18 protein-coding genes are annotated in these 23,297 nt (G+C 71.7%); 12 read left to right on the top strand and 6 right to left on the bottom strand.

All coding sequences use genetic code 11. The features are described 5' to 3' along the window. The 7 genes from ACWEPL_RS16255 to ACWEPL_RS16285 all read left to right on the top strand — a co-directional run bounded on the left by ACWEPL_RS16255 (nt 1) and on the right by ACWEPL_RS16285 (nt 9,426). A complete protein-coding gene (locus ACWEPL_RS16255; RefSeq protein ID WP_363968958.1) occupies nt 1–570 on the top strand; it encodes a hypothetical protein in 570 nt (189 codons plus the stop codon). 25 nt (nt 571–595) lie between these two features. Next, nucleotides 596–805, top strand: coding sequence for a hypothetical protein (locus ACWEPL_RS16260; protein WP_452436604.1), 210 nt, complete (start codon nt 596–598; stop codon nt 803–805). A gap of 41 nt (nt 806–846) precedes the next feature. After that, entirely contained in the window at nt 847–1,860 is a 1,014-nt protein-coding gene (locus ACWEPL_RS16265; protein ID WP_452436605.1) for a LacI family DNA-binding transcriptional regulator, read from the top strand. Nucleotides 1,861–1,897: 37 nt separating this feature from the next. Beyond that, the gene (locus ACWEPL_RS16270) at nt 1,898–5,392 is read left to right on the top strand and encodes a protein kinase domain-containing protein (RefSeq protein WP_452436606.1); all 3,495 of its coding nucleotides are present in this window, start codon (nt 1,898–1,900) and stop codon (nt 5,390–5,392) included. A 37-nt stretch (nt 5,393–5,429) separates the two neighbouring features. Continuing rightward, entirely contained in the window at nt 5,430–6,482 is a 1,053-nt protein-coding gene (locus tag ACWEPL_RS16275) for an NAD(P)-binding domain-containing protein (protein ID WP_452436607.1), read from the top strand. Between the two features lie 137 nt (nt 6,483–6,619). Next, nucleotides 6,620–8,314: a protein kinase domain-containing protein gene (locus ACWEPL_RS16280; protein WP_452436608.1), complete on the top strand. Its 1,695-nt coding sequence runs from the start codon at nt 6,620–6,622 to the stop codon at nt 8,312–8,314. A 113-nt stretch (nt 8,315–8,427) separates the two neighbouring features. Beyond that, nucleotides 8,428–9,426 carry a coiled-coil domain-containing protein gene (locus ACWEPL_RS16285; RefSeq protein ID WP_452436609.1) on the top strand — a complete coding sequence of 333 codons (999 nt, stop codon included), beginning with the start codon at nt 8,428–8,430 and terminating at the stop codon, nt 9,424–9,426. A gap of 113 nt (nt 9,427–9,539) precedes the next feature. Here the strand turns inward: ACWEPL_RS16285 and ACWEPL_RS16290 are convergent, their stop codons facing one another. The 6 genes from ACWEPL_RS16290 to ACWEPL_RS16315 form a co-directional block, all read right to left on the bottom strand. Continuing rightward, entirely contained in the window at nt 9,540–10,640 is a 1,101-nt protein-coding gene (locus ACWEPL_RS16290; protein ID WP_452436610.1) for an NADH:flavin oxidoreductase/NADH oxidase, read from the bottom strand. Nucleotides 10,641–10,939: 299 nt separating this feature from the next. Beyond that, nucleotides 10,940–11,281 (bottom strand): hypothetical protein, encoded by a 342-nt coding sequence (locus ACWEPL_RS16295; protein WP_452436611.1) that lies wholly within the window; start codon nt 11,279–11,281, stop codon nt 10,940–10,942. A 26-nt stretch (nt 11,282–11,307) separates the two neighbouring features. Then, complete coding sequence (locus ACWEPL_RS16300; RefSeq protein ID WP_363968943.1) at nt 11,308–12,798, bottom strand: sugar ABC transporter ATP-binding protein; 1,491 nt, start codon at nt 12,796–12,798, stop codon at nt 11,308–11,310. Between the two features lie 363 nt (nt 12,799–13,161). Next, the gene (locus ACWEPL_RS16305; protein ID WP_452436612.1) at nt 13,162–13,566 is read right to left on the bottom strand and encodes a DUF5360 family protein; all 405 of its coding nucleotides are present in this window, start codon (nt 13,564–13,566) and stop codon (nt 13,162–13,164) included. Beyond that, nucleotides 13,550–14,101: a TetR/AcrR family transcriptional regulator gene (locus tag ACWEPL_RS16310; protein ID WP_452436613.1), complete on the bottom strand. Its 552-nt coding sequence runs from the start codon at nt 14,099–14,101 to the stop codon at nt 13,550–13,552. The genes ACWEPL_RS16305 and ACWEPL_RS16310 overlap by 17 nt, the downstream gene beginning before the upstream one ends. A 725-nt stretch (nt 14,102–14,826) precedes the next feature. After that, nucleotides 14,827–15,627 (bottom strand): DeoR/GlpR family DNA-binding transcription regulator, encoded by an 801-nt coding sequence (locus ACWEPL_RS16315; protein WP_350740321.1) that lies wholly within the window; start codon nt 15,625–15,627, stop codon nt 14,827–14,829. Between the two features lie 162 nt (nt 15,628–15,789). Here ACWEPL_RS16315 and ACWEPL_RS16320 point away from each other — a divergent pair, with 162 nt between their 5' ends. The 5 genes from ACWEPL_RS16320 (at nt 15,790) to ACWEPL_RS16340 (ending at nt 23,269) form a co-directional block, all read left to right on the top strand. After that, entirely contained in the window at nt 15,790–18,321 is a 2,532-nt protein-coding gene (locus ACWEPL_RS16320; RefSeq protein WP_452436614.1) for a PA14 domain-containing protein, read from the top strand. Between the two features lie 255 nt (nt 18,322–18,576). Further along, a complete protein-coding gene (locus ACWEPL_RS16325) occupies nt 18,577–19,653 on the top strand; it encodes an ABC transporter substrate-binding protein (RefSeq protein ID WP_350740327.1) in 1,077 nt (358 codons plus the stop codon). 1 nt (nt 19,654) lies between these two features. Further along, nucleotides 19,655–21,367 carry a sugar ABC transporter ATP-binding protein gene (locus ACWEPL_RS16330; RefSeq protein WP_452436615.1) on the top strand — a complete coding sequence of 571 codons (1,713 nt, stop codon included), beginning with the start codon at nt 19,655–19,657 and terminating at the stop codon, nt 21,365–21,367. Then, entirely contained in the window at nt 21,360–22,319 is a 960-nt protein-coding gene (locus tag ACWEPL_RS16335) for an ABC transporter permease (protein WP_452436616.1), read from the top strand. Before ACWEPL_RS16330 ends, ACWEPL_RS16335 begins: the two co-directional genes overlap by 8 nt. After that, nucleotides 22,316–23,269: an ABC transporter permease gene (locus ACWEPL_RS16340; RefSeq protein WP_350740333.1), complete on the top strand. Its 954-nt coding sequence runs from the start codon at nt 22,316–22,318 to the stop codon at nt 23,267–23,269. Before ACWEPL_RS16335 ends, ACWEPL_RS16340 begins: the two co-directional genes overlap by 4 nt. Nucleotides 23,270–23,297 lie beyond the last annotated feature (28 nt).

Consider the following 23,297-nt stretch of genomic DNA (forward strand, 5'->3'; position numbering starts at 1 on the left):
GTGGGCGTCCGGCGTGCTCCGCTGCTGTTCGCCGTCGCCCTGGCCGCCGTGACCGTCGCGGGCCCCGCGGCGGCCGACGGGGTGCCGTGGCCGCGCCCGGTGCCGCGGGTGACCGTACGTCCCCCGGCGCCGCCGGCACCCCCGAAGAACGTGACCGTCGGCCCCACGGTGACGGTTCCCCGGGTCCGGACGCGGCGTTCACCCAGGCCCAAGGTGTCGATCTCGGTGCCGCCCCGCAAGCGCTGGGCGCCCCCCGCGGTCGTGCTGCCGCACGTGACGGTCTACCGGGACGGCGTGTGCACGGCGGATGTTCAGGTGGGGGAGTGCCCGCGCAGGAGAGCGGGCCGGGTGCGCCCGTCCGCCCCCTGGTCGGCGCCGGTGCCGGTACCGACGCCCACCCCCACGAAGACGACGCCCAAGCCGAAGGCGGCCGTCCCGCTGACGCGCTACCAGCGGGCCGCGGCAGGCCCGGCCCGGCGCAAGAGCCCGCTCAACACCGTGCTGGTGATGACCGTGGTGGTGTCGGCGATCACCTCGACGACGGCCGTGGCCTTCCGCTCCCGCCGCTGAGCCGTTATTCGGATGCCCTGTCCCGGTGCCACGTGACACACTGACCGCCGGGCCCCGGAGATCATCGTCCGGGCCCGGCGGTGATCGGGAGGCGGCCGTGGCCGACGAAGAGGTGCTGACCGGTGGCGGCGTCAACCACGTGGTCCGGGGCTGCGGCCGGTTCTACGATGCGGACATGGCGCACCTGGCCCGCTGCGAGCCCGCGTTCCGGTCCGCCCTTGTGACACCCCGATGATCGGGCCGGCCGCGGCACGCCCGTCGAGGCGAGGAGGCACGATGCCGGACACCCCCAGGCGCGCCACTCTGGCCACCGTAGCCGCCTCGGCCGGCGTGTCGGTCGCGACCGTCTCCAAGGTGCTCAACGGCCGCAGCGACGTCGCGCCCGCCACCCGATCGCTGGTGGAGTCGCTGCTGCGGGAGCACGAGTACGTCCCGGCCACGGCGCGGCGCGAGCCGTGCGGGAGCGTCGAGCTGCAGTTCGACGACGACCTGAACGCCTACTCCATCGAGATCATCCAGGGCGCGGTCCAGGCCGGGGCCGAGATCGGCGTCGGGATCGTCGTCAGCATCAAGAAGGACGCCGGCCACAGCACCGCCTGGGTCCGCGACCTGGTCGCCGCCGGCCGCACCGCGCTGATCGCCGTCACCTGCGAACAGCTGGCCGCCCAGCAGGTGGCCGCGCTGGCGCGGGCCCGCCTGCCGCTGGTGCTGATCGACCCGCTCAATCTGCAGAGCGCCAGCGTGACCAGCGTCGGCTCCACGAACTTCTCCGGCGGGCTGGCCGCCACCCGCCACCTGCTCTCGCTCGGCCACCGCCGCATCGCCTACGTCGGCGGCCCGGCGACCGCCGCCTGCAACCAGGCCCGGCTGCACGGCTACCGCGCCGCCCTGGAGGCCGAGGGTGCGCCGGTGATCCCCGGCTACGTGTGGACCGGCCAGTTCCGCTACCACGACGGGCTGCTGGGCGGCGCGGCCGTCCTCGATCTGCCGCGGGCGCCGACGGCGATCTTCGCGGGCTGCGACGAGCTGGCCCTGGGGGTCATGGAGGCCGCCCGGGCGCGCGGGCTGCGCATCCCCGAGGACCTCAGCGTCGTGGGCTACGACGACACCCAGGTCGCCCGGATGGCCTCGCCGCCGCTGACCACGGTCCGCCAGCCGCTGCGGGAGATGGGCGGGATGGCGCTGCGCACCGCGTTGCGGCTGGCGGCCGGCGAGAGGATCGACTCCCGTCACGTGGAGCTGGCCACCGAGCTGATCGTCCGCAGGTCCACGGCACCCGTGCCCGGGTGAGGCCAACCAATCGAGCCCCATCCGCATCAAAAGTCACGTGGAGAGTCTGGCGCCGGGTGATCCGGTCAAGATCGGCAAATACTGGCTCGCCGGGCGGCTCGGCTCCGGCGGCCAGGGTGTCGTCTATGAGGCCTACGACGACGACGGCGGCCGGTACGCGCTCAAGGTGCTGCACGCGGAGGTACGCGACCGGCTGGCCAAGGAGGCCGCCGCCGCCCGCAGGGTCGCGTCGTTCTGCACCGCCAGGGTGATCGACGCCGACCCGGCCGCCACCCCGCCGTACATCGTGAGCGAATACGTCGAGGGCGTGGACCTGCGGCGCGCCGGGCGGCGGTTCGCGGGCGACGACCTGCACCGGCTGGCCACCGCCGTGGCGACCGCGCTGACCGCGATCCACGAGGCCGGGGTCGTGCACCGGGACCTCAAACCGGACAACGTCCTGCTCGGACCCGACGGGCCGCGCGTGATCGACTTCGGCATCGCCCGCACCGAGGAGATGTCGCGCACGGCCGGCGACTACATCGCGGGCACGCCCACGTACATGGCGCCGGAGGTCTTCTCCGGAGACCGGGCCGGCGTCGCGGCCGACGTGTTCGCGTGGGGCGGGATCATGGTGTTCGCCGCCACCGGGCAGGACCCGTTCAGGGCGGAGACCCTGGCGGGGGTCATGCACCGGGTGCTCACCTTCGAGCCCGACCTGGACACGCTGCCCGCGTCGCTGCGGCCGCTGGTGGCGGCGGCGCTGAGCAAGGACCCCGGGCGGCGGCCGAGCGCGCGCGGGCTGCTGCTCGCCCTGGTCGGAGGCGCGATCGACCCGCTCGGCGAGGGCAGCCAGCGCGGCGAGGGCCTGCGCGCTGCGGCGGCCGACCCGGGGCTCGGCACCCTGGCCGAGGACGCGTACGACCTGCTCGCCCCCGAGGAGCGCGAGCTGGTGCCCGACCTGCTGCTGCGGCTGATCACGATCGACGGTGACGGCACGGAGACCGTACGGCGCGCGTCCGTGGACGACCTGCTCCCCGAGCGGCCCGCGCAGCGGCGGCGCATCCTGGACGTCTTCGGCTACATCCTCACCGAACGCGACGGCGAGGTGAGCATCGTCCGCCCGGCCGTGCTGCGCGCCTGGCCCCGGCTGCGCGGCTGGGTGGAGGCCGACCGGCAGGGGCTCGGCGTCCTGCCCGAGATCTCCCGCGCCGCCCACGCCTGGCACGACCACGGCCGCAAGGACGGCGACCTGCTCCAGGGCAGCAAGCTCGAGGCCGTGCTCGACTGGGCCGCCACCGGCCGGAACCAGGTGACGCTGACGCCGCTGGAACGCGACTTCCTGGGCGCCGCGAGCGGCGTCACCCGGCGCCGGGCCGGCCGCCGCCGCCTGCTCACCGTGGCGCTGGCGGGACTGCTGGTGGTGGCGGTGATCGGCGCCGGGGTAGCGGTCCAGCAGGGACGCCAGGCCGCCGAGCAGCGCGACCAGGTGGCGGCCGAACGCGACCGCGCCCGTGGCCGCGAGCTGGTCCACCAGGCCGCCGACCTGCGCACGGTGAACCCGGTGCGGGCCATGCTGCTCAGCGTCGCCGCCTGGCGGCTGGCCCCGGGCACCGACACCCGCTCCAGCCTCACCTCGGCCGTCTACCAGCGCGAGACCACGTCGTTCAGCCCGCCCGCCGACAAGGGCGCGGCCACGCGGGCGGTCAGCGGCGACGGCCGCGTCCTCGCCGCCGTGAGCGAGCGCGGAGTGCGCGTGTACGAGGTCGCGACCGGCCGCCAGGTCGCCTCCTGGACCTCGCCGCGGCTGGCCGAGGGCGTGAACCAGGTGGCGCTGAGCCGTACCGGCCGGCTGCTGGCCGTCGCGGCCGGCCAGGCCGTGACCGTGTGGCAGACGCGCACCGGCCGCCTCGTCGGTGTCAAGAAGAAGCCGGGCGATGACCCGGAGCTGCTCCGCCCCGATTTCGGCGACCAGGACTCGCTGCTGTCGATCAGCGTCACCGACGGCGTGACGGACCTGTGGGACGCCGAGCGCGGCCGCGAGATCCCCACCAAGGAGTGGGGCGAGGTCCCCCAGTTCACCGTCGCCTCGTCGGGCAGGCTGGTCGCGAGCGTGGCGCCCCCGGGGCAGACGATCCGCGTGTGGCGGCTGCCGGGCATGCGGCGCGTGCCCGCTCTCGAGAAGAGCTGCGGCATGGAACCGGTCGTGGGATTCAGCGCGGACAGCCGGCTCATGTACTGCGCCGGGGAGCGGTTCCAGCTCCGGGACACCGCCTCGGGCAGGCTGGTCGCCGACTCGGAGGCGGAGGAGGACGGCCTGACCTGGGGGGATGCGGTGAGCCAGGCGGCCCCCGGCACCCGGTGGGCGGTCCGGCTCAGCGCCGACAACCAGCTGGTCGCCGGCGCGCGCGGGCAGCGCGTCTGGGTCTGGAACGTGACCACGCACCAGGAGATCCTCAGATACGAGGCGCCGGGCGAGGTCACCGAGGTGTGGTTCGACCCGACCGGCCGGACGCTGCGCTACCGGGTGGACGAGCGCATCGTCAGCCTCGCCCTGCGGTCCGGCACCGCGAGCGCCCGGGCGCCCTCCGGAGCGCGGATCGAAGCGATCAGCCCGGACGCGCGCCGGCTGCTGATCAGCACGTCGTCCGCGTACCGGACGTGGGACGTGGCCGCGCGGCGCTCGATCGCGTCGTACCCCAATCCCGGCAACCCGACGCCGTGGCTGTTCAGCCCCGCCAACGACAGCCTGGTCTTCCAGGACGGGGAGGCGGTCATCGCGTACAGCCTCACCGACGGGCGGCGGCTGTGGTCGTTCGGGGGCATTCCGGCGTTCCTCCCCACGGGCGGGGCCTACAGCAGGGACGGCCGCCTGTTCGCGGCGGTCTTCGCACAGAACAATCAGAAACAGGATGACTTCCGCCTGCGAGTGTGGGACGCGCGCACCGGGAAGGAGGTCAGCAGCGTGAAACTGCCGTTCGTCACCCGCGACTTCGTCTTCCTCGCCGACGGCAGGACGATCGCGTCGGCGAGCGGGCGGTTCTACGACATCATGACCGGCAAGCCCGTCGGCACCGGGTTCGGCGCGGCGCGGAACCAGGGTTTCATGGTCGTCGATCCCGCCGGGCGGCGGCTGGCCACGCACGACGGGCACCGCCTCAGCCTGTGGGACCTGAGCGCCCGGCAGCTGCTCGTACCCGACCTGCGCGTTCCCGGCCAGGAGTTCGACGCCGTCGTGTTCGCCCCCCGAGGGGACGTGGTCGCCGTCTCCGACGCGGGCGGTGGGATCCATCTGTGGGACGTGGCGACCCGGCAGCCGCTGGGCGGGGAGATCCGGCTCGACAACAACGGCAGCGTGCACCTCATGGCCTTCACCGGCGACGGGAGACTGCTGCGGGTGGTCGACGTGTCGGAGCGGGTTCATGACCTGCCGGTCGCGCCGGAGGCGATGGTGGGCCAGGTGTGCGCGCGGGCCGGACGCACGCTCAGTGTCCAGGAGTGGCGCGAGTATCTGGGTGCCACGCCGTACCGGGACGTGTGCGCGAAGACGTGAGGGAAGAGCGCGGGCCCGGCGGCGGTTTCACCTGATCGTGGAAGAGACCGAAGTGGTGGTGATCGGCGCCGGGCAGGCCGGGCTGTCCGGCGCGTACTTCCTGCGCCGGTACGGGTTCGAGCCGGTCGTCCTGGACGCGGCCGACGGCGCGGGAGGGGCGTGGCGCCACCGGTCGCCGTCGCTGACCATGGACAAGGTGCACGGCATCTTCGACCTGCCCGGCATCGCCCGTCCCCCGGGCGTGGACGGGCGCCGTCCCGCCGCCGAGGTGGTCCCCGCGTACTACGCGGCCTACGAGGAAGAGCTGGGGCTGGACGTCGTACGGCCGGTGCGGGTCGCCTCCGTCCGGCACGGCGACGGCGGCCGGCTGGTGATCGGCACGGACGCGGGGGAGTGGTCGGCCCGCGCCGTGATCAACGCGACGGGCACCTGGACCCGGCCCCACTGGCCCTACTACCCAGGCGCGCCGGACTTCGCGGGCCGCCAGCTCCACTACGCGGGTTACCGGGGGCCGGAGGAGTTCGCGGGGCGGCGCGTGGTCGTGGTGGGCGGCGGGGCCTCGGCGATGCACGTGCTGTCGGAGATCGCCGGGGTCGCCGCGACCACGGCCTGGGTGACGCGGCGGCCGCCGGTGTTCCGGGACGACGACTTCGGCGAGAACGCCCGGCGCGAGGCCGTCGCGCTGGTCGAGGCGCGTGTGCGCGCGGGGCTCCCGCCGCAGAGCGTGGTGAGCGTCACCGGCCTCGGCTACAGCACGGTCGTACGCGAGGCCCTGGCCAAGGGTGCGCTGGAACGCCTCCCCATGTTCCGGCGCATCACCGCGGACGGCGTCACCTGGTCCGACGGCCTCCACCTGGAGGCGGACACGATCGTCTGGGCCACCGGCTTCCGCTCGGCCCTCGACCACCTCGCACCCCTGCGGCTCAGGGAGCCGGGCGGCGGGATCAAGGTGGACGGCACCCAGGCCGTCAGGGAGCCGGCCCTGCAACTGGTCGGGTACGGCCCCTCGGCCAGCACCATCGGCGCGAACCGCGCCGGACGCGCGGCGGCGCGCAACGTCCACGGCTACCTGGCGCGGCAGGCGGCCTGACCGAACCTACTATGCGAAGTAGTAAGAATACCGATTGCGGCAGCGGTCCGGTTACTCCCGCGAAGGGACTCGACACGGGGTGTGACCCCAGGTTAGCGTCCTGACATAAGGATCTTTATCCGGTCAGGAGGTCCCACATGGAAGTTCCCGGCTACACCGAGATCCGGGAACTCGGACACGGCGGGACAGGCCGGGTGATGCTCGCCGTACGGGACTCAGACGGGCTGGCCGTCGCGATCAAGCACCTGTCCGAGCCGCTGCGCGCGGACGCGGGGTTCGTCGAGCGGTTCCGGGCGGAGGCCGAGGTCATCCGCGAGATCGACAGCCCGCACACCGCCCGCCTGCTCGAATACGTCGAGGGCCAGGACGACGCCGTCATCGTGATGGAGCTGGTCGACGGCGTCACGCTGCGGCGGCTGCTGGAGCACGAGGGCGCGACGGGCCCGGAGGCGGCGCTCGTGGTGCTGAAGGGCGCGCTGCTCGGGCTGGCCGAGGCGCACCGGCGCGGTGTCGTCCACCGGGACTTCAAACCCGAGAACGTCATCATCACCCAGGACGGCCAGAGCAAGCTCGTCGACTTCGGCGTGGCGGCCCACTTCGGGGAGACGGCCGCGCTCGTCGGCACGCCCCCGTACATGGCGCCCGAGCAGTGGGACGACGGGCCGGCCAGCGCCGCGACCGACGTGTACGCCGCCACGCTGGTGTTCTTCGAGTGCCTGACCGGCCACCGCGCCTTCCAGGGTGAGAACGTGGCCGCGCTCGCCTACCAGCACCAGCACATCCTGCCCCCGCTGGGGGAGGTCGAGGAGCCGCTGCGGCCGCTGCTCGAACACGGCCTGGCCAAGGACCCGGCCGGGCGGCCCGCGTCGGCGGAGGCGTTCCTGGCCGAGCTGGAGGGGGCCGCGCTCGCCGAGTACGGCGAGGAATGGGAGACGCGCGGGCGGGCCGGGCTCGGCATCTTGATGCTGCCGCTGGCCGCGCTGTTACCGAAGCCGCAACCGGTTGCCGAGAGCACCACCAGCGTGGTGCAGAGCACGCTGGCGCCGGCGGCCAAGTTCGCGGTGACGGGCGGGCTGGTGCTGGCGACCGCCGCCGCGGTCGTGTCGGCGTTCGTGATCCTGGGGGACTCGCCGGAGCCGGGGCCTGGGCCGGGCATCGCGCTGCCGCCCGCCACGTCCGCCGCGCCGGAGCCGTCGCGGACCCCGGCGCCCGCCTCGCCGACCTCCGCGCCGCCCACCTCCGCCGAGCCCACCCCGAGCGGGTCGATCACGGGGACGCCGCCCGTCACGTACGCCGGTCAGCCGACGGCTCCCCCTACGGCTCCTCCCACGGCTCTTCCCACGGGCGGCCCCGGCTCGCGGCCGCCCACCGCCACCCGGGAGCCGACCCGGGAGCCGACCCGGGAGCCGACCCGGGAGCCGACCCGGGAGCCGACGCGGTCCGGCCGGCCGACCGGGCCGACCGAGCGGCCCACCACGCGGCCGCCCACCGGCGAACCCCCGGCCACGAGACCCCCGGCGACCAGGCCGCCCGCCACCCAGCCGCCCGCCACCCAGCCGCCCGCCACCCGGCCTCCGGCCACGAGCCCGCCCGACCCCGGCACGCCGCCCGCGACCAGGAACCGGGAGCCGCTCATCTCCGTCTCCGTCAAGGTGTCGGTGAACCTGCCGATCCTCGGCGGCGGCGGCGATGACGGGCTGCTGGACGCCGACATCGACCTCGGTCTGGGGTCGAGCCTCCTGGGGATGCTGGTCGTACCGGGCTCGGTATTGGTCGGACGGCAGATCGTGGCGCGGAGGGTACGACGGCCGCGCGATACCGAAAAGTTGTGAGTTGTGTGCGGAGCGGGATGATCCCCTACTATCAGCAGTCGGATAGAGGGCGTCCCCCCGGCCTGGATTACTGCTGACCGGAACCTGCCCTGCGGCTCGGGGTGAGGAGAAGTGTGGCGGTTGCGTCCCGCGCCGACCGGCTACGCGGACTGGTCCGTACGCTCTCCGCGGCGACGCTCGCCGTGGCGCTGCTGACGGCGGGGGCTCCGGCGCAGGCCGCGCCCAAGCCCACGGTGAAGCAGCTCAAGAAGGAGCTCGCCGCGCTGCAGAAGGACTCGGAGAAGCTCATCACCGACTACTACAGCAGCAGAATCGCCCAGCAAAAGGCCGATAAATCGGAAAAGTCGGCGCGGGAGAAGCTGGCCGCGGCCCAGGCGGTCTACGACCGCGAGTCCGCCGAGCTCCGCGCCATGGCCGTCGCCCAGTACATCGGCGGCGACCCCGGCCAGATCTCCATGCTCACCTCCGACCGGGACCCGACGTCCCTGCTCGGCCGGATGGCGCTCAACCAGCACCTCGTCGTGCTCCAGGAGACCCGGCTGCGCGGCTACGCCCAAGTCAGGGACGCCCACCAGCAGGCCAAGGACGAGGCCGACGCGCGCGCCAAGGAGCTCGCCGAGACGGTGGACGAGCTGGAGAAGCGCAAGAAGAAGGCCGAGAAGCAGATCGACCGGATCAAGGAGAGGATCGACCAGCTGTACGTCGGGCCGGGCGTGCGGCGGCCGGACGGCACGTGGGTGCCGCAGCTGCCCGGCGGGGCCGACAACATCACGCCCCGGATGCGGCTGGTCAAGCAGCTCGTCCAGGAGCGGTTCGGCGTCCCGAACGGGATCGGGTGTTACCGGGCGATCCAGGACGGCGGCGAGCATCCGCTCGGGCGGGCCTGCGACTTCATGCTGAGCCGCGGCGGCGCGATGCCGTCCGGGGCGGAGGTCGCGCGCGGCAACGAGATCGCGGAGTGGGCGATCAAGAACTCGAAGCGGCTCGGGATCATGTACATCATCTACCGGCAGCGGATCTGGCACGCCAGAACGGGCTCCTGGCGCACCATGTCGGACCGGGGTGGCACGACGGCGAACCACTACGATCATCCCCATATTTCGGTCTATTAGGGGGTTTGGGCGATGCGCTGTCGGCTGCCGGAGCTGTTCCTCGGGGCGATGACGTTCGGGGCGCAGGGCGGGGTGGACGCGCCACGCTGAGCGCGGCCCCGCCCGCGGGGCGGTCAAGCGCGGTGGTACTGCACGGGGGTGGCGACCTGGCCCCCGAGCTCCGCTGCGGCCTGACGGGCCCAGTAGGGGTTGCGCAGGAGCTCGCGGCCCAGCAGGACGGCGTCCGCCTGTCCCGAGGCGATGATCTGCTGGGCTTGGGCAGGGTCGGTGATCAGGCCGACGGCCGCGGTGGGCATTCCGGTTTCGTTGCGGACCTGCTCGGCGAAGGGCACCTGGTAATGCGGGCCTGTCACGATCTTGGCGCCGGGAGCGTTGCCGCCGGTGGAGACGTCCAGCAGGTCCACGCCGCGGGCGTGGAGTTCCTTGGCGAGGCGGACGGTGTTGTCGGCGGTCCAGCCGTCGCGGTCATCCTCGGGGTTCTCGGTGAGCCAGTCGGTGGCGGAGACGCGGAAGAAGACCGGCAGTTCCTCGGGCCACACCGCGCGTACGGCGTCGACGACCTCCAGGGCGAAGCGGGTCCGGCCCTCGAACGAGCCGCCGTACTCGTCGGTGCGGTGGTTGCTGTGCGGGGAGAGGAACTGGTGGATCAGGTAACCATGGGCTCCATGGATCTCGGCGACCTCGAATCCGGCCTCGAGCCCGCGCCGGGCGGCGTCGGCGAACTCCTGGACGATCGCTCGGATGCGGTCCGTGGTGAGTTCCTCGGGCGTCGTCGACGCGCGCGCGAAGGAGATCGCGCTGGGGCCCAGCGGAGTCCAGCCGTACGGCTCGTCCGGGGTGATCGGGCGCCCGCCGTCGACCCAGGTGCGCTCGGTGGACGCCTTGCGTCCGGCGTGGGCGAGCTGGATGGCGGGGACAGTGCCCTGCGACTTCAGGAACGCCGTGATGCGCTGGAACGCGGCTACCTGAGTGTCGTTCCAGATGCCGAGGTCATAGGGGGAGATGCGGCCCTCGGGGCTGACAGCGGTGGCCTCGGTGACGATCAGGCCGGTCCCCCCGGAGGCGCGTGCGGCGAGGTGGGCGAAGTGCCAGTCTGTCGGGACGCCCACCGTCTCGCCCTCCGGCTCCGCGCTGTACTGGCACATCGCCGCCATCCAGATCCGGTTGGGGATGGTCAGCGATCTGAGGGTGACCGGGGTGAACAGAGAGGCCATGCCGAAACTCCTGGTACGCGCCTGAGAGGTCGGCCGCCGGGCGAGAGGCGCGTCACCCGCATCCGGCGCTGTGCAGAACACCCACAATAGTTGCATACGCGTGCTATTTATTCCTGCGTTAGCCAGCGTATGCAACCATATGGAGACTCTCAGCTGCTGATGAACCCGGCAAACGCGTCTCACAGGGTGAGCGTTTAGGCTGCCGCGTCCCGTTCGAACTGCGCGTCGCCACCTTCGGCCGCACCTGATATCGAGGGCCCGACGGCACCTGGCAAGGGGCAAGTCCACCGGAGCTGGTCCTACCGCAGGCTCGCCGCAGGAGATGACACGCCGGCGGTGTGCTTCTCGCACAGGTCACGGATCGCGGTGACGTTCGGGTGCCAGGGCCGGCCGGTCGGGCCGGTCAGGACAAGCCGGCGTTCCAGGCGCGGTCGCGGCTCCTCGCCCGCCAGCGGGTGGTCGCTGCGCACCACGGCCTCGTATCTTTGTCTGGCCGTATACCACCACCAGGCCGCCCCGTACGAGCCGTTGTTGGCGATCATCGTGACGGTCAGCTTCAGGGTGCAGGAGGCGGTGTTGACGGTCATCATGGCCAGCAGCGCGATCGGCCGGACTTGGCCGCCATCCCTCCAGCCCACCATGAGACATGCGGATCGTGGAGAACGAGCTAGTCTTCGGCGTCTTTGGCCAGGGCCGCCAGCAGCCGGTCCTCCGTGACCTCGGGCCCGACCAGCTGATCGGTGATCGCCCCGTCGCGCAGCACGACCACGCTGTCGCAGTTCTCCACCAGCTCGCTCACGTCCGACGAGATCAGCAGGATCGCAAGCCCGTCCACCGCCAGCTCGTCCAGCAGGGCCTGCATGTCCACCTTCGTCGCCACGTCCACGCCCCGGGTCGGCTCGTCCAGCAGCAGCACCTTCGGGTGCATGGCCAGCCACCGTGCCAGCAGCACCTTCTGCTGGTTCCCGCCCGACAGCTCCCCGGCGGGCTGTCGGGGGGAGACGGCCTTGATCCCGAGCCGCTTCATGAACGTCGCCACGATGCTGTCCACCCGCGCGTCCGACACGATCCCCGCCCGCGACAACCGGGGCAGGGCCGCCAGCGCGATGTTGTCACGCACCGACAGCGTGGGCACGATGCCCTCGGTCTTCCGGTTCTCCGGCACGAGGCCGACGCCGGCGCGGATGGCGTTCCTGATCGACCACTTGCGGGAACGCGCTCCCGCCACCGTCACCTGGCCCGCGTCCACCGGCAGCACGCCCGCGATGGCCCGGGCCGTCTCGCTGCGCCCCGCGCCGAGCAGCCCGCCCAGGCCGACCACCTCGCCGGCCCGCATCGCGAGCGACACCCCGTCCAGTACGTGATGGCGGGTCAGCCCCTTGGCCTCGAGCACGGGCAGGTCGGCGGACTCGGCCGGCTCGCCGGTGTTCAGGGTGGGCTCCACGGGGTGGAACGGCCGTCCCAGCATGAGCGAGACCAGCCGTAACCGGTCGAGCCCCGCCAGCGGTCCCGTGTGCACGACCCGCCCCTCGCGCAGCACGGTGACCCGGTCGCAGATCCCGTACAGCTCCTCCAGCCGGTGCGTGACGTACACGACCGACCGGCCCTCCTCGCGCAGCCGCCGCACGGCCCCGAACAGCGTCTCCAGCTCGCCGTGCGCCAGCGCCGACGTGGGCTCGTCCATGATGACCACCCGCGCGTCCGCCGAGGCGGCCCTGGCCAGCGCGACGAGCTGGCGCGCGCCCTCGCCCAGCGCGCCGAGCGGCCGGCGCACGTCCACCTCCAGCCCGTACGTGGCCAGCACCCGCTCGGCCTGCGCGTGCACGGCCGCGGAGTCGATCAACCCGAGCCGCCCCCTGGGCTCCCTCCCCAGGAGGAGGTTGCGGGCGACGCTCATGGTCGGTACGAGGTTCGTCTCCTGGTGGACGGTGGCGATCCCGGCCCGCTTGGCGTCGGCCGGGCTGGCGAACCTGACCGGCTCACCCATGAGGCGCAACTCGCCCGCGTCCGGCTGGTGGACCCCGGAGAGCACCTTCACCAGGGTCGACTTGCCCGCCCCGTTGCCGCCGATCAGCGCATGCACCTCGCCGGGGCGTACGGACAGGGTGACGTGGTCGAGGGCGGTGACACCCTGGAACGTCTTGAGAACGCCTGCCACCTGTAGCACGGTTGCCTCCGCCTCGATCGTGGTCGAGGAAGGAAACATTACAGTAACGGCCTTGTCACATTCGATCAGAAACGAGCGCAACCCGTCACACCCACTCCGGCGCCAACCGTCCATCCCCCCCGAACACCGAGCCCCGTCGGCACAGCGCACGTCATCCACTGCCACCACCCACACCGGGCCGACGGGCTCGCTCCTTCGGCAGCCTGCGGACGATCCTTAGCAAGGCGTCCCCTTGGCCACCGGCAGCCCCAGCCGTGCCTCCAACCCGGGCTCTGGCGTGTTATCGGTCGGGCAGGCAGGCCAATCAACCCGGCCACCTGCTCGGCGAACGCCGGCACCCACGGACGGCTATCCCTATGAGGCGGTGAAGCCTGGTCGGGACCGCGTGAGAGAGAGGATCGCGGGGACCGGGAAGAGCATGAGGTAGAGGTTCGGCAGCCACCAGACCAGCGAGAAGTCGCCGCGCAATGTCCAGAACGCGATCGCCATCAAGCCGGAGGCCATGGTCAGCACGAGCGAGACCAGCATCAGTCCCGGCCCGGACGGCGAGCCTCGGCGCAGGAGGTACAGGCTGGCCAGGCCGGTGGCGCTGGCCAGCAGGTCGATCCAGAGAAACGACCAGTTCCAATCGACCATCAGCGGGTTGGTGTAGTCGGCGAACGCCCATTCGGGCGGGATCAGGCCCAGCCCGGTGATGGTGAAGTAGGCGACGAATGCCAGATCCGTGAGCAGCATCAACGCCTTAGTGACGCGTAGCACGGTCGATTTCCTCCATCAGGTAGCGCCTGGTCTGTTCGTGCAGGGCCGCGTCCGGTTCGCCGAGTCCGAGAAGCCTGGCCGCCCACCAACCGTCGATGGCCAGCCGTACCGCCGTCGCCGCGGCCGGGTCGATGCCGTCGTCGGTCAATCTGGCCTGCCAGGCGGCGAACCGCTCTCTCAGCGGCGCAAGCCCTGCCGGATCCACGAGCACCGCGGCCAGCAACGCGGCGGTCACCCGGTCGGCCGGAGCGTTGGCCGCCGTGTGGTGTTCGGGGATCGTCGCGTTCAGGTAAGCGCGCAGAAAGTCGCCCGGCTCGGCACCGGTCTCGGCCAGTGCTTGGTCGAAAGCCTTGGTCAGGCGGTCGACCATGGTGGCGACCAATGCCTGCTTGGTGGGGAAGTGGTAGAACAAGCCGCCCTTGGACACGCCTGCCCGCCGTGCCACCGCTTCCAGAGTCAGGGCCTCGGCCCCCTCGGACAGCAACACCTCGGCCGCGGCGTCGAGCAGTCGTTCTTTCGAGCTGGGTCGCGGCATGGAGGAAACTATACCGGCTGACCGGTACAGTTTCCAGGCAGCCGCCGTGCTCGATTACCTTGCCCGCCCCTGTACTCGGCTGCCTTGCTCATGCCCCTGTGCTCGGTCGCCTCGTCGGCAGGCTGTCCGGCCGCCGTTGCTCGGCACCCACACGCCCGTCTCCCGCGCCTGCCCGCCTGTGCTCGTCTCCCGCGCCTGTCCGCGGCGCTCGGCTACCGCGCCGGCTCACTTCCCGCGCCTGCTCGCCTGCGCTCGGCTACCGCGCCGGCTCGCCTCCCGCGCCTGCTCGCCGGCGCTCGGCTACCGCGCCCGCCCACCTCGTCGCCTGCGCCTCCGCTCGCGCCCGCCCAGGTCGCCTGCCGTTCGTCCGCGCTCGTCCGCGTTCGCCCGCAGCGTCGCCCGGGCCCGTCCCGCATGTCCGCTTCCTCGCCCGCGCCCGCCTGGGCCACCTGCCACTGGCCCGCGCCCGCCTGGGCCACCTGCCACCGGCCCGCGCCCGTTCGCCAGCAGGGCGTTAACCGTCCCCGGTCCGCCTGTTTGCCGACCTGCGTTCGGCTGCGTTTGCTCGTCCGCTTTCGTGCGCCCGCCTGCGCCCGTGTTGGGCGCGGCCGTTCGCCGGGCCATGGTCGCCGCGCCTGCTCCGTGCCGATCCTCCGCCCGCGGATGTCCCCCACCGGGGCCGGGGCGGTGTACGGGCGACGTCGGGGCGCTCGGCCGGAAGGGGGTCAGAACTGGGCGATGTGGAGGCGGACGCCGCGGGCGCTCAGGTCGTCGAGCACGTCCCGGGGTGCCGCGTCGTCCGTGACCAGGTGGTCGATCCGGTCCGGCGGCACCGTCTGGACCATCGTGTCCACGCCGATCTTGGTGTGGTCGGCCAGCACCACGACCTCCTCCGCGGCCGCCGCCAGCGCTCGGTCAACACCCGCCACCTGCATGTTGGGTGTCGACAGGCCGCGCTCGGCAGTCAGGCCGTTGCCCGAGATGAACGCCCGGCGCACCCGCAGCCCCGCCAGCGAGTGCTCGGCGGCGCTGCCCACCAGGGCCAGGATCGAGCCGCGCAGCGTGCCGCCGGTGAGCATCACCTCCACCCGCGGCGTCCCGGCCAGCACTTGGGCGACCAGCAGGGAGCTGGTCACCACGGCCAGCTCGGAGTGCCTGGTCAGGCGGCGGGCGAACTCCTGCGTGGTGGTGCCGGGCCCGATCACGATCGCGTCGCCGTCCTCGACGAGGGCGGCGGCCAGGTCGGCGATGGCGGCCTTCTCGGCCGACTCGAGCGACACCTTGTGCGCGTATCCGGCCTCGCGCGACAGCTCGCCGGGCAGGGTGGCGCCGCCGTGGTGGCGGTTGAGCAGGCCCTCCGACTCCAGCGCGCGCAGGTCGCGGCGGACGGTGACCTCGGAGGAGTGCACGGCCTGGGCGAGCTCGCGCAGCGACACCGCACCGTTGGCGCGCACCAGCTCCAGGATGCGCTGCCGGCGCTCAGCGGCGAACACGGGTCGGCGTCCGTCGCTCTGCGTGTCGCTCACGTCCCGATCATAGTGGACAGGCCAAGATGAGTTCACCTCTGATCGTATGAGAACGAATTTGATCGGAAATCTTGACCGGCTCGGTCCATCGGTGCTTACTTGAGAGCGTGTCAGGGTCAAAAGCTGTCCGAACCTGATCGGCGCGTTTTGAAAGGACCCCCCGTGCGCAAGCGCCTCGCGTTCCCGCTGGCCGTACTGATGTCACTGTTATGGCAGCCGTCGCTCCCCGCCACCGCCGCAGCTCCCGACCAGGCTGCCGCCGCCCCGAACGGGCTGCGCGGTGACTACTACCTCGCCTCCGGGGCGGGGAAGTTCGACTTTGCCGAGCTGAAAGCCAGCGTCGTCGACCCCAACCTGGAGCTGACAGACCTGAATCCGACGTTCAGGCTGCTAGCCGGCAGGGATGACGACGTCTCTGTACGGTGGACGGGCCAGATCCAGCCCAAGTACTCCGAGACGTACACCTTCTCCATCATCGGCGACAACGGCTTCCGGCTCTGGGTGGACGGCAAGCCGATCATCGACCACTGGGTGGACGACTGGGACCGGGAGCAGGCCGGCACCCCGATCGCCCTGGAGGCGGGCAAGAAGTACGACTTCAAGGTCGAGTACTTCGAGCACTTCGGCGGCGCGAACCTGCGGCTGCGCTGGCAGAGCCCGAGCCAGCCGAGGCAGATCGTGCCCGCGGAGGCGTTCACGCTGCCCGAGGGGTTCGCGCCGCCCGGACCGTCCGACGCCAGGGTGAACGCGGCCGGTGACGTCGCGGCGCTGACGTTCGCCAAGCCCCTCGGCGCGCTGCCGGCGGACGCCCTCAGCAAGCTGGACATCACGGTCGCGGGCACCAAGTGGCCCACAAGCTCCGTAATCCTGAAAAATCCGCAAACGGTGGAGCTGAAGCTCAAATATCCGATCCCGTCCAAGGCCGGCAGCAGCATCCGCGCCGCCTACAACGGCACCGGCGGCCTCACCTACGCCGACGGTAGCGCGGTCGAAGCCTTCCCGTACGCCTACGTCGCCAACGGCTCCGCCTACATCCTGCGGACGAAGTGGTCTGACGACGTCAACCCGGCCGGCCCGCTGCCCGAGTACCCCCGGCCCCAGCTCGTCCGGGACCGCTGGCGCAGCCTCAACGGCAAGTGGCAGTTCGCCCCCGCCAAGGCGGACGAGGCCGCGCCCGTCGGCCGCGACCTGCCCGAGCGCATCGTCGTGCCGTACCCGGTGGAGTCGCAGCTGTCCGGCATCGGCCGGCACGAGGAGCGCATGTGGTACCGCAGGACGTTCGACGTGCCCCGCTCGTGGCGCGGCGAGCGGCTGCTGCTGCACCTCGACGCGGTGGACTGGCAGTCCACGGTGTACGTGAACGGCAAGCAGGTCACCACCCACAAGGGCGGCTACGGCCGGATCACCGTGGACGTGACCGACGCGCTCAGGCGCAGCGGCCCGCAGGAGCTGATCGTCGGCGTGTACGACCCGACCGACGCCGGCACCCAGGCCATCGGCAAGCAGCGGCTCGACCCGAGCGGCATCTGGTACACCGCGAACTCCGGCATCTGGCAGACCGTCTGGATCGAGCCGGTCGCCAAGCAGCGCATCGACCGCGTCGACACCGTGCCCGACCTGCGCGGCCAGGCGCTCTACGTGACCGTCCAGGGAACCGGCGGCACGGCGACGGTCACCGCCAGGGACGGCCGCCGCGTCGTGGGCAAGGTGACCGGCCCGGTGGGCCGCGAGCTCAGACTCCCGGTGCCCAATCCCAAGCTCTGGACCCCCGACAACCCGCACCTGTACGACCTGGAGGTCAAACTCAAGGATGACAAGGTCGAGTCCTACTTCGGGATGCGCTCCATCGCGGTCTCCGGCAACCGCATCCTGCTGAACGGACAGCCCGTCTTCCAGCTCGGCCCCCTCGACCAGGGCTTCTGGCCGGACGGCATCTACACCCCGCCAACCGACGAGGCGCTGCGGTACGACCTGGAGCAGACCAAGGCGCTCGGCTTCAACGCCGTCCGCAAGCACGTCAAGGTCGAGTCCGACCGCTGGTACTACCACGCCGACAAGCTCGGCCTGCTGGTCTGGCAGGACATGCCGGCGGCGTTCCGTACGGATGACAGACCCCAGTTCGAGGCCGAGCTGCGCGAGCTCGTCGAACAGCACCGCAGCAGCCCGTCGATCATCATGTGGGTGCCGTTCAACGAGGGCTGGGGCCAGTACGACCAGGCGCGCATCGCCGATCTGGTCAAGAGCTGGGACCCGTCGCGCCTGGTGAACAACATGAGCGGGATCAACTGCTGCGGCGCGGTCGACGGCGGCAACGGCGACGTCAAGGACTTCCACATCTACCCCGGCCCCGGCAACCCCGGCAAGCCGTCGGGTACGCGGGCGAACGTGCTCGGCGAGTACGGCGGGCTCGGCCTGCCGCTGATCGGCCACACCTGGTCGGGCGGCGGCTGGGGCTACGCGGTCGAACCCGACCCGGAGGCCCTCACCACCCGGTACGTCGGGATGGTCAAGGAACTCGAGCGACTGCACGCCTGCGAGCAGCTCAGCGCCGCGATCTACACCCAGACCACCGACGTGGAGACCGAGCTGAACGGCCTGATGACATACGACCGGGCGGTCACGAAGCCGGACGTGAAGCGCGTACACGACGCCAACACGGCCCTGACGAGCGCCATCAACCCAACCTGCACCTGAAACACCCCACCTGGACCACCGCACCCGTTACACGGCGCGGCTGAAACACCGCACCTGAAACGCCGCACCTGGAAGACCGTGCGTGGAAGACCGTGCGTGGGACACCGCGTCTGGGAGCCACGTGCGCAGATCCTGCTCGAACCGCGTGCGCCGAGCCCCGCCTCAACCGCGGGCGTGGACACGGCGCTCACGGGTGAACGCCGGTCGCCCGGGCCCCTGTGGCCCGGGCGCCGGGACTGATAGGAAAGGAACGCCATGACCCCCCATATCCGGACAGCCGCATTAACACTGGCCGTCCTCCTCACCGCGACCGCGTGCGCCAAGGCGGAGGCGCCGCAGAGCGCGCCCGCCGCCGCGAGCACGGCGGGGCAGCAGGTCGTCCAGTCGCCCTCCGGCTCGGCCGGGCCGACGTGCACGCTGGATCAGTTCGGCGGGACGAAGTTCGACCTCAAGACGGCCACGGTCGGGTTCTCCCAATCGGAGAAGGAGGCCAACCCCTTCCGCATCGCCGAGACCAAGTCGATCAAAGACGAGGCCGCCAAACTCGGCATCGCGAACCTCAAGGTCACCAACGCCCAGTCGCAGTTCTCCAAGCAGATCACCGACGTGCAGCAGCTCATCGCCCAGGGCGTGCGGCTCCTGGTCATCGCGCCCCTGAACTCCGACGGCTGGGAGCCGGTCCTCCAGCAGGCCGCCGCCAAGAAGATCCCGATCATCACGGTGGACCGGAAGATCAACGCCAAGGCGTGCAGCGACTACCTGACGTTCATCGGCTCGGACTTCTACGAGCAGGGCAAGCGCGCCGCCGACCGCATGATCGAGGCGCTTGGAGGCGAGGGCAGCAAGAGCAGGGTCGCCATCCTCCTCGGCGCCCCCGGCAACAACGTCACCACCGAGCGGACGAACGGCTTCAAGGACCGCGTCAAGGAGAAGGCGCCCGGGATCACGATCTCGTTCGAGCAGACCGGCGAGTTCGCCCGTGAGAAGGGGCAGCAGGTCACCGAGCAGCTCATCCAGTCCAACCCCGACATCAACGGCATCTACGCCGAGAACGACGAGATGGCCCTGGGCGCCGTCACCGCGCTGAAGGGCGCGGGCAAGGAGCCCGGCAACATCAAGATCGTGTCGGTGGACGGCACCCGCAGCGCCGTCCAGGGCATCGCGGACGGCTGGCTGCACGCGGTCATCGAGTCGAACCCCCGCTTCGGGCCGCTCGCCTTCGAGACCGCGCAGAAGTTCCTCGACGGGCAGCCCATCCCGGACAAGGTGGTCATCTCCGACCGGGACTACGACACGGGCAACGCCAAGGACTCCCTCGGTGAGGCGTACTGACTTGGAACCGGTTCTCGAGGCCCGGGCGGTCAGCAAACGCTTCCCCGGCGTGCTCGCTCTCGACGGTGTGTCCCTCGCCCTCCGCCCGGGCGAGGTGCACGCCCTCGTCGGCGAGAACGGCGCGGGCAAGTCCACGCTGATCAAGGTCTTCACCGGCGTGTACCGGCCGGACGGCGGCGAGCTGCGCTACCAGGGCGCTCCCGCCGTCTTCGGCACCCCCATGGAAGCGCAGCGCGCCGGGATCTCCACCATCTACCAGGAGGTCAACCTCGTCCCGATGATGAGCGTGGCCCGCAACCTGCTGCTCGGCCGCGAGCCGCGCGGCCGCTTCGGGGTGATCGACGCGGCCGCGATGCACGGGGAGGCGCAACGCGTTCTCGCCGGGTACGGGGTCGCGACCGACGTCCGCCGGCCGCTGCGCACCCTCGGGGTCGGGGCCCAGCAGATGGTCGCCCTGGCCAGGGCGGTCTCGGTGGACGCGCGGGTGGTCATCATGGACGAGCCCACCTCCTCGCTGGAGCCGCGGGAGGTGGAGACGCTGTTCGGGGTGATCCGGCGGCTGCGGGACGCGGGGATCGCCGTCATGTACGTCAGCCATCGGCTGGACGAGCTGTACCGGGTGTGCGACCAGGTGACGGTGCTTCGGGACGGCCGCGTCGCCCACTCGGGGCCGCTCGCCGAGGTGGAGCGGCTGCGGCTCATCTCGCTCATGCTGGGCCGCGACCTGAACGAGGTCCGTACGGGCGGCCTCACCCGCTTCTCCCGCACCCGCCACCGCACCACCACCCTTGCATCGTCTACATCCTCCCCACCGGGTCCCACAGCATCGGCGGCCTCCGAGGGGTCTGCGGTGTCGGCGGGGGCTGCGGGTGTGCCCGGTTCCGGTGCTTCGGTGACCGGCGGCGCCTCGGCTGAGCCGCCGCTCGAGTCCGATGGGCTGGGCGTCGGGGTGGGTGCGCCTGTGGTCGAGGCACGAGGGCTCACCCGCCGTCACGTCCTCGACGGCGTGGACGTGGCCATCGCGCCCGGTGAGGTCGTCGGGCTGGGCGGACTGCTCGGCGCGGGGCGGACCGAGACCGCGAAGGCCATCGTCGGCGCGCTCCCGCTCGACGGCGGCCAGGTGCTGGTGGCGGGCCGGCCCGTCCGTAAGGGGACGAAGGCGGCGATCGGGGCAGGGGTGAGCCTGCTGCCCGAGGACCGCAAGGCCGAGGGCATCATCCCGACCCTCTCGGTACGGGAGAACATCGCGCTGGCCGCCCTCCCCACTCTGGGTACGGCAGGCGTGGTGTCCGATGCGAAGATCGACCGGGTGGTCGGGATCTTCATGCGGAGGCTGAGGATCAAGGCGGCGTCGCCGCATCAGCTGGTGTCCGAGCTGTCCGGCGGCAACCAGCAGAAGGTGCTGCTCGCCCGCTGGCTGGCCGTGCGGCCCAAGGTGCTGCTGCTCGACGAGCCCACCCGGGGCATCGACGTCGGCGCGAAGGCCGAGGTGCAGGCGCTGATCGACGAGCTGGCCGAGGAGGGGCTGGGCGTGCTGCTGATCTCCTCCGACCTGGAGGAACTGGTCGAGGGCGCCGACAGGATCCTGGTGCTGCGCGAGGGCGCGGTCGTCGGGGAGTTGTCGGGCGACGAGGTCACCGAGGAGAGGATCATGGCGACGATCGCGGAGCACACGGTCGTGGGGCAGGCGGGCGAGGAGCGGGGCGATGGCTGAGCTCACCGTGCAGGGGCGCGTCGCGGTGCTCAAACCGCGCGTGTTCGCCTGGGTCCAGGACTACGGCGTGTACGCGGCGGTGCTGGCGCTGCTGCTGTTCAACGTGCTGTTCACCCCGCACTTCCTGGACGCCGCGAACTTCCGCACCCAGCTCGTCCAGGTCACCCCCATCGTGATCGTCTCGCTCGGGATGGCGCTGGTGATCGGCACCCAGGGCATCGACCTGTCGGTCGGCTCGGTGATGGCACTCGCGGCCGCGCTGGTCGTGCTCTACCTCGGGTACGGCTGGCTGCCCGCGCTGATCGTGGCCGTGGCCGGAGGCGCCGTGGTCGGAGCGGCGGGCGGGGCGCTGGTCGCGTACGTCGGGGTGCAGCCGATCGTGGCCACCCTGGCGCTGCTGGTCGGTGTACGCGGGCTGGCGAACGTCCTGGTGCCGCAGCTCGTCGAGTTCCGCAACCCGGACCTGATCGCGCTCGGCAGCAGTTCGGTCGCCGGGATCCCGGTCATCGTGCTCATCGCGGCGGCGCTGACGGTGGTCATGCTGTTCGTGGTGCGGCGGACCACGTTCGGGCGGCAGGTGGTGGCGATCGGCGGCAACCGGTCGGCCAGCGAGCTGTCCGGGCTGCCGGTCAAACGCGTGCTCCTGACCGTCTACGTGATCTCGGGGCTGCTGGCGGCGCTGGCCGGGGTGCTGGCCACGGCCCGGCTGCAGGCCAGCGACCCGACCTCGCTCGGGCTCTTCATCGAGCTGTCGGCGATCACGGCGGTCGTGGTCGGCGGCACCCCGCTGACCGGCGGCCGCATCAGGGTGCTGAGCACGGTCATGGGCGCGCTGCTCATGCAGTTGCTGTCGGCCACGCTGATCAAGCACAACCTGCCGCAGTCGTGGACCCAGATGGTCCAGGCGGTCATCATCCTGGCCGCCGTCTACGCCACCCGGGAGCGCCGATGAACCGTGAACAGGTGAGCCGCATCCTCCAGCAGCACGGCGCCATGATGGTGCTCGGCCTGCTGGTGATCGTGGGCAGCCTGGCGTTCGACTCGTTCGCCACGCCGGAGAACGCGGCCAGCGTCGTCGTGTCCTCGTCCTTCCTGGCGATCATCGCGATCGGGATGACGTTCGTCATCATCAGCGGCGGGATCGACCTGTCGGTGGGGTCGCTGTTCGTGCTCGGCGGCGTGCTCGCCGCGTACGGGTCGCAGTACGGGCTGATCGTGGCGCTGCTGCTGCCCCTGGCCGTGTGCGGGGTGGTCGGCCTGCTCCAGGGCCTGGTCATCGCGCGTACGGGGATGGCGCCGTTCATCGTGACCCTGGCGGGGCTGCTCGGCGTGCGCGGGCTGATGCTCGCGATCTCGAACGAGGGCGCCACCACCTATCTCGTGAAAAATCGGGCCTTCGCCACCCTCGGCCAGGGCGAGCTCCTCGGCCTGTCGTATCCCGTCTACATCACGATCATCCTGGCCCTGCTGGCGATGGTCCTGCTGCAACGCACCGGCTTCGGCCAGAACGTCTACGCCATCGGCGGCAACGAACAGGCGGCGGCCTTCATGGGCGTCCCGGTCGTGCGCACGAAGGTCTACGTGTACGTGATGTCCGCCCTCCTCGCGGGCCTGGCGGGGGCGTTGAACGCCGCCCGGCTCTCCTCCGGGGTGACGATCCTCGGCATCGGCCTCGAACTGGACGCCATCGCGGCCGTGGTGATCGGCGGCACGTTGCTGACCGGGGGAGCGGGCGGCATCACCGGGACCGTGGCCGGCGTGCTGCTGCTCGGCGTCATCCAGAGCCTGATCAACCAGGTCGGGAGCCTGACGTCGGCGTTCCAGCAGGTGGTCAGCGGGATGTTCCTGGCGCTGGTCGTGGTGGCGCAGCGGTTGCTGAGCAAGGCGCAGCGGCTGACGTAAGGGCGAGCCGTTCTGCCGCCACGCGGAC

The sequence above is a fragment of the Nonomuraea sp. NPDC004186 genome, assembly GCF_053603495.1.

Bases quoted from the DNA above. Each gene is read 5' to 3' on its own strand.
- ACWEPL_RS16280 (WP_452436608.1), top strand. From the start codon at position 6,620: ATGGAAGTTCCCGGCTACACCGAGATCCGGGAACTCGGACACGGCGGG.
- ACWEPL_RS16290 (WP_452436610.1), bottom strand. From the start codon at position 10,640: ATGGCCTCTCTGTTCACCCCGGTCACCCTCAGATCGCTGACCATCCCC.
- ACWEPL_RS16265 (WP_452436605.1), top strand. From the start codon at position 847: ATGCCGGACACCCCCAGGCGCGCCACTCTGGCCACCGTAGCCGCCTCG.
- ACWEPL_RS16325 (WP_350740327.1), top strand. From the start codon at position 18,577: ATGACCCCCCATATCCGGACAGCCGCATTAACACTGGCCGTCCTCCTC.
- ACWEPL_RS16295 (WP_452436611.1), bottom strand. From the start codon at position 11,281: ATGGTGGGCTGGAGGGATGGCGGCCAAGTCCGGCCGATCGCGCTGCTG.
- ACWEPL_RS16335 (WP_452436616.1), top strand. From the start codon at position 21,360: ATGGCTGAGCTCACCGTGCAGGGGCGCGTCGCGGTGCTCAAACCGCGC.
- ACWEPL_RS16310 (WP_452436613.1), bottom strand. From the start codon at position 14,101: ATGCCGCGACCCAGCTCGAAAGAACGACTGCTCGACGCCGCGGCCGAG.
- ACWEPL_RS16340 (WP_350740333.1), top strand. From the start codon at position 22,316: ATGAACCGTGAACAGGTGAGCCGCATCCTCCAGCAGCACGGCGCCATG.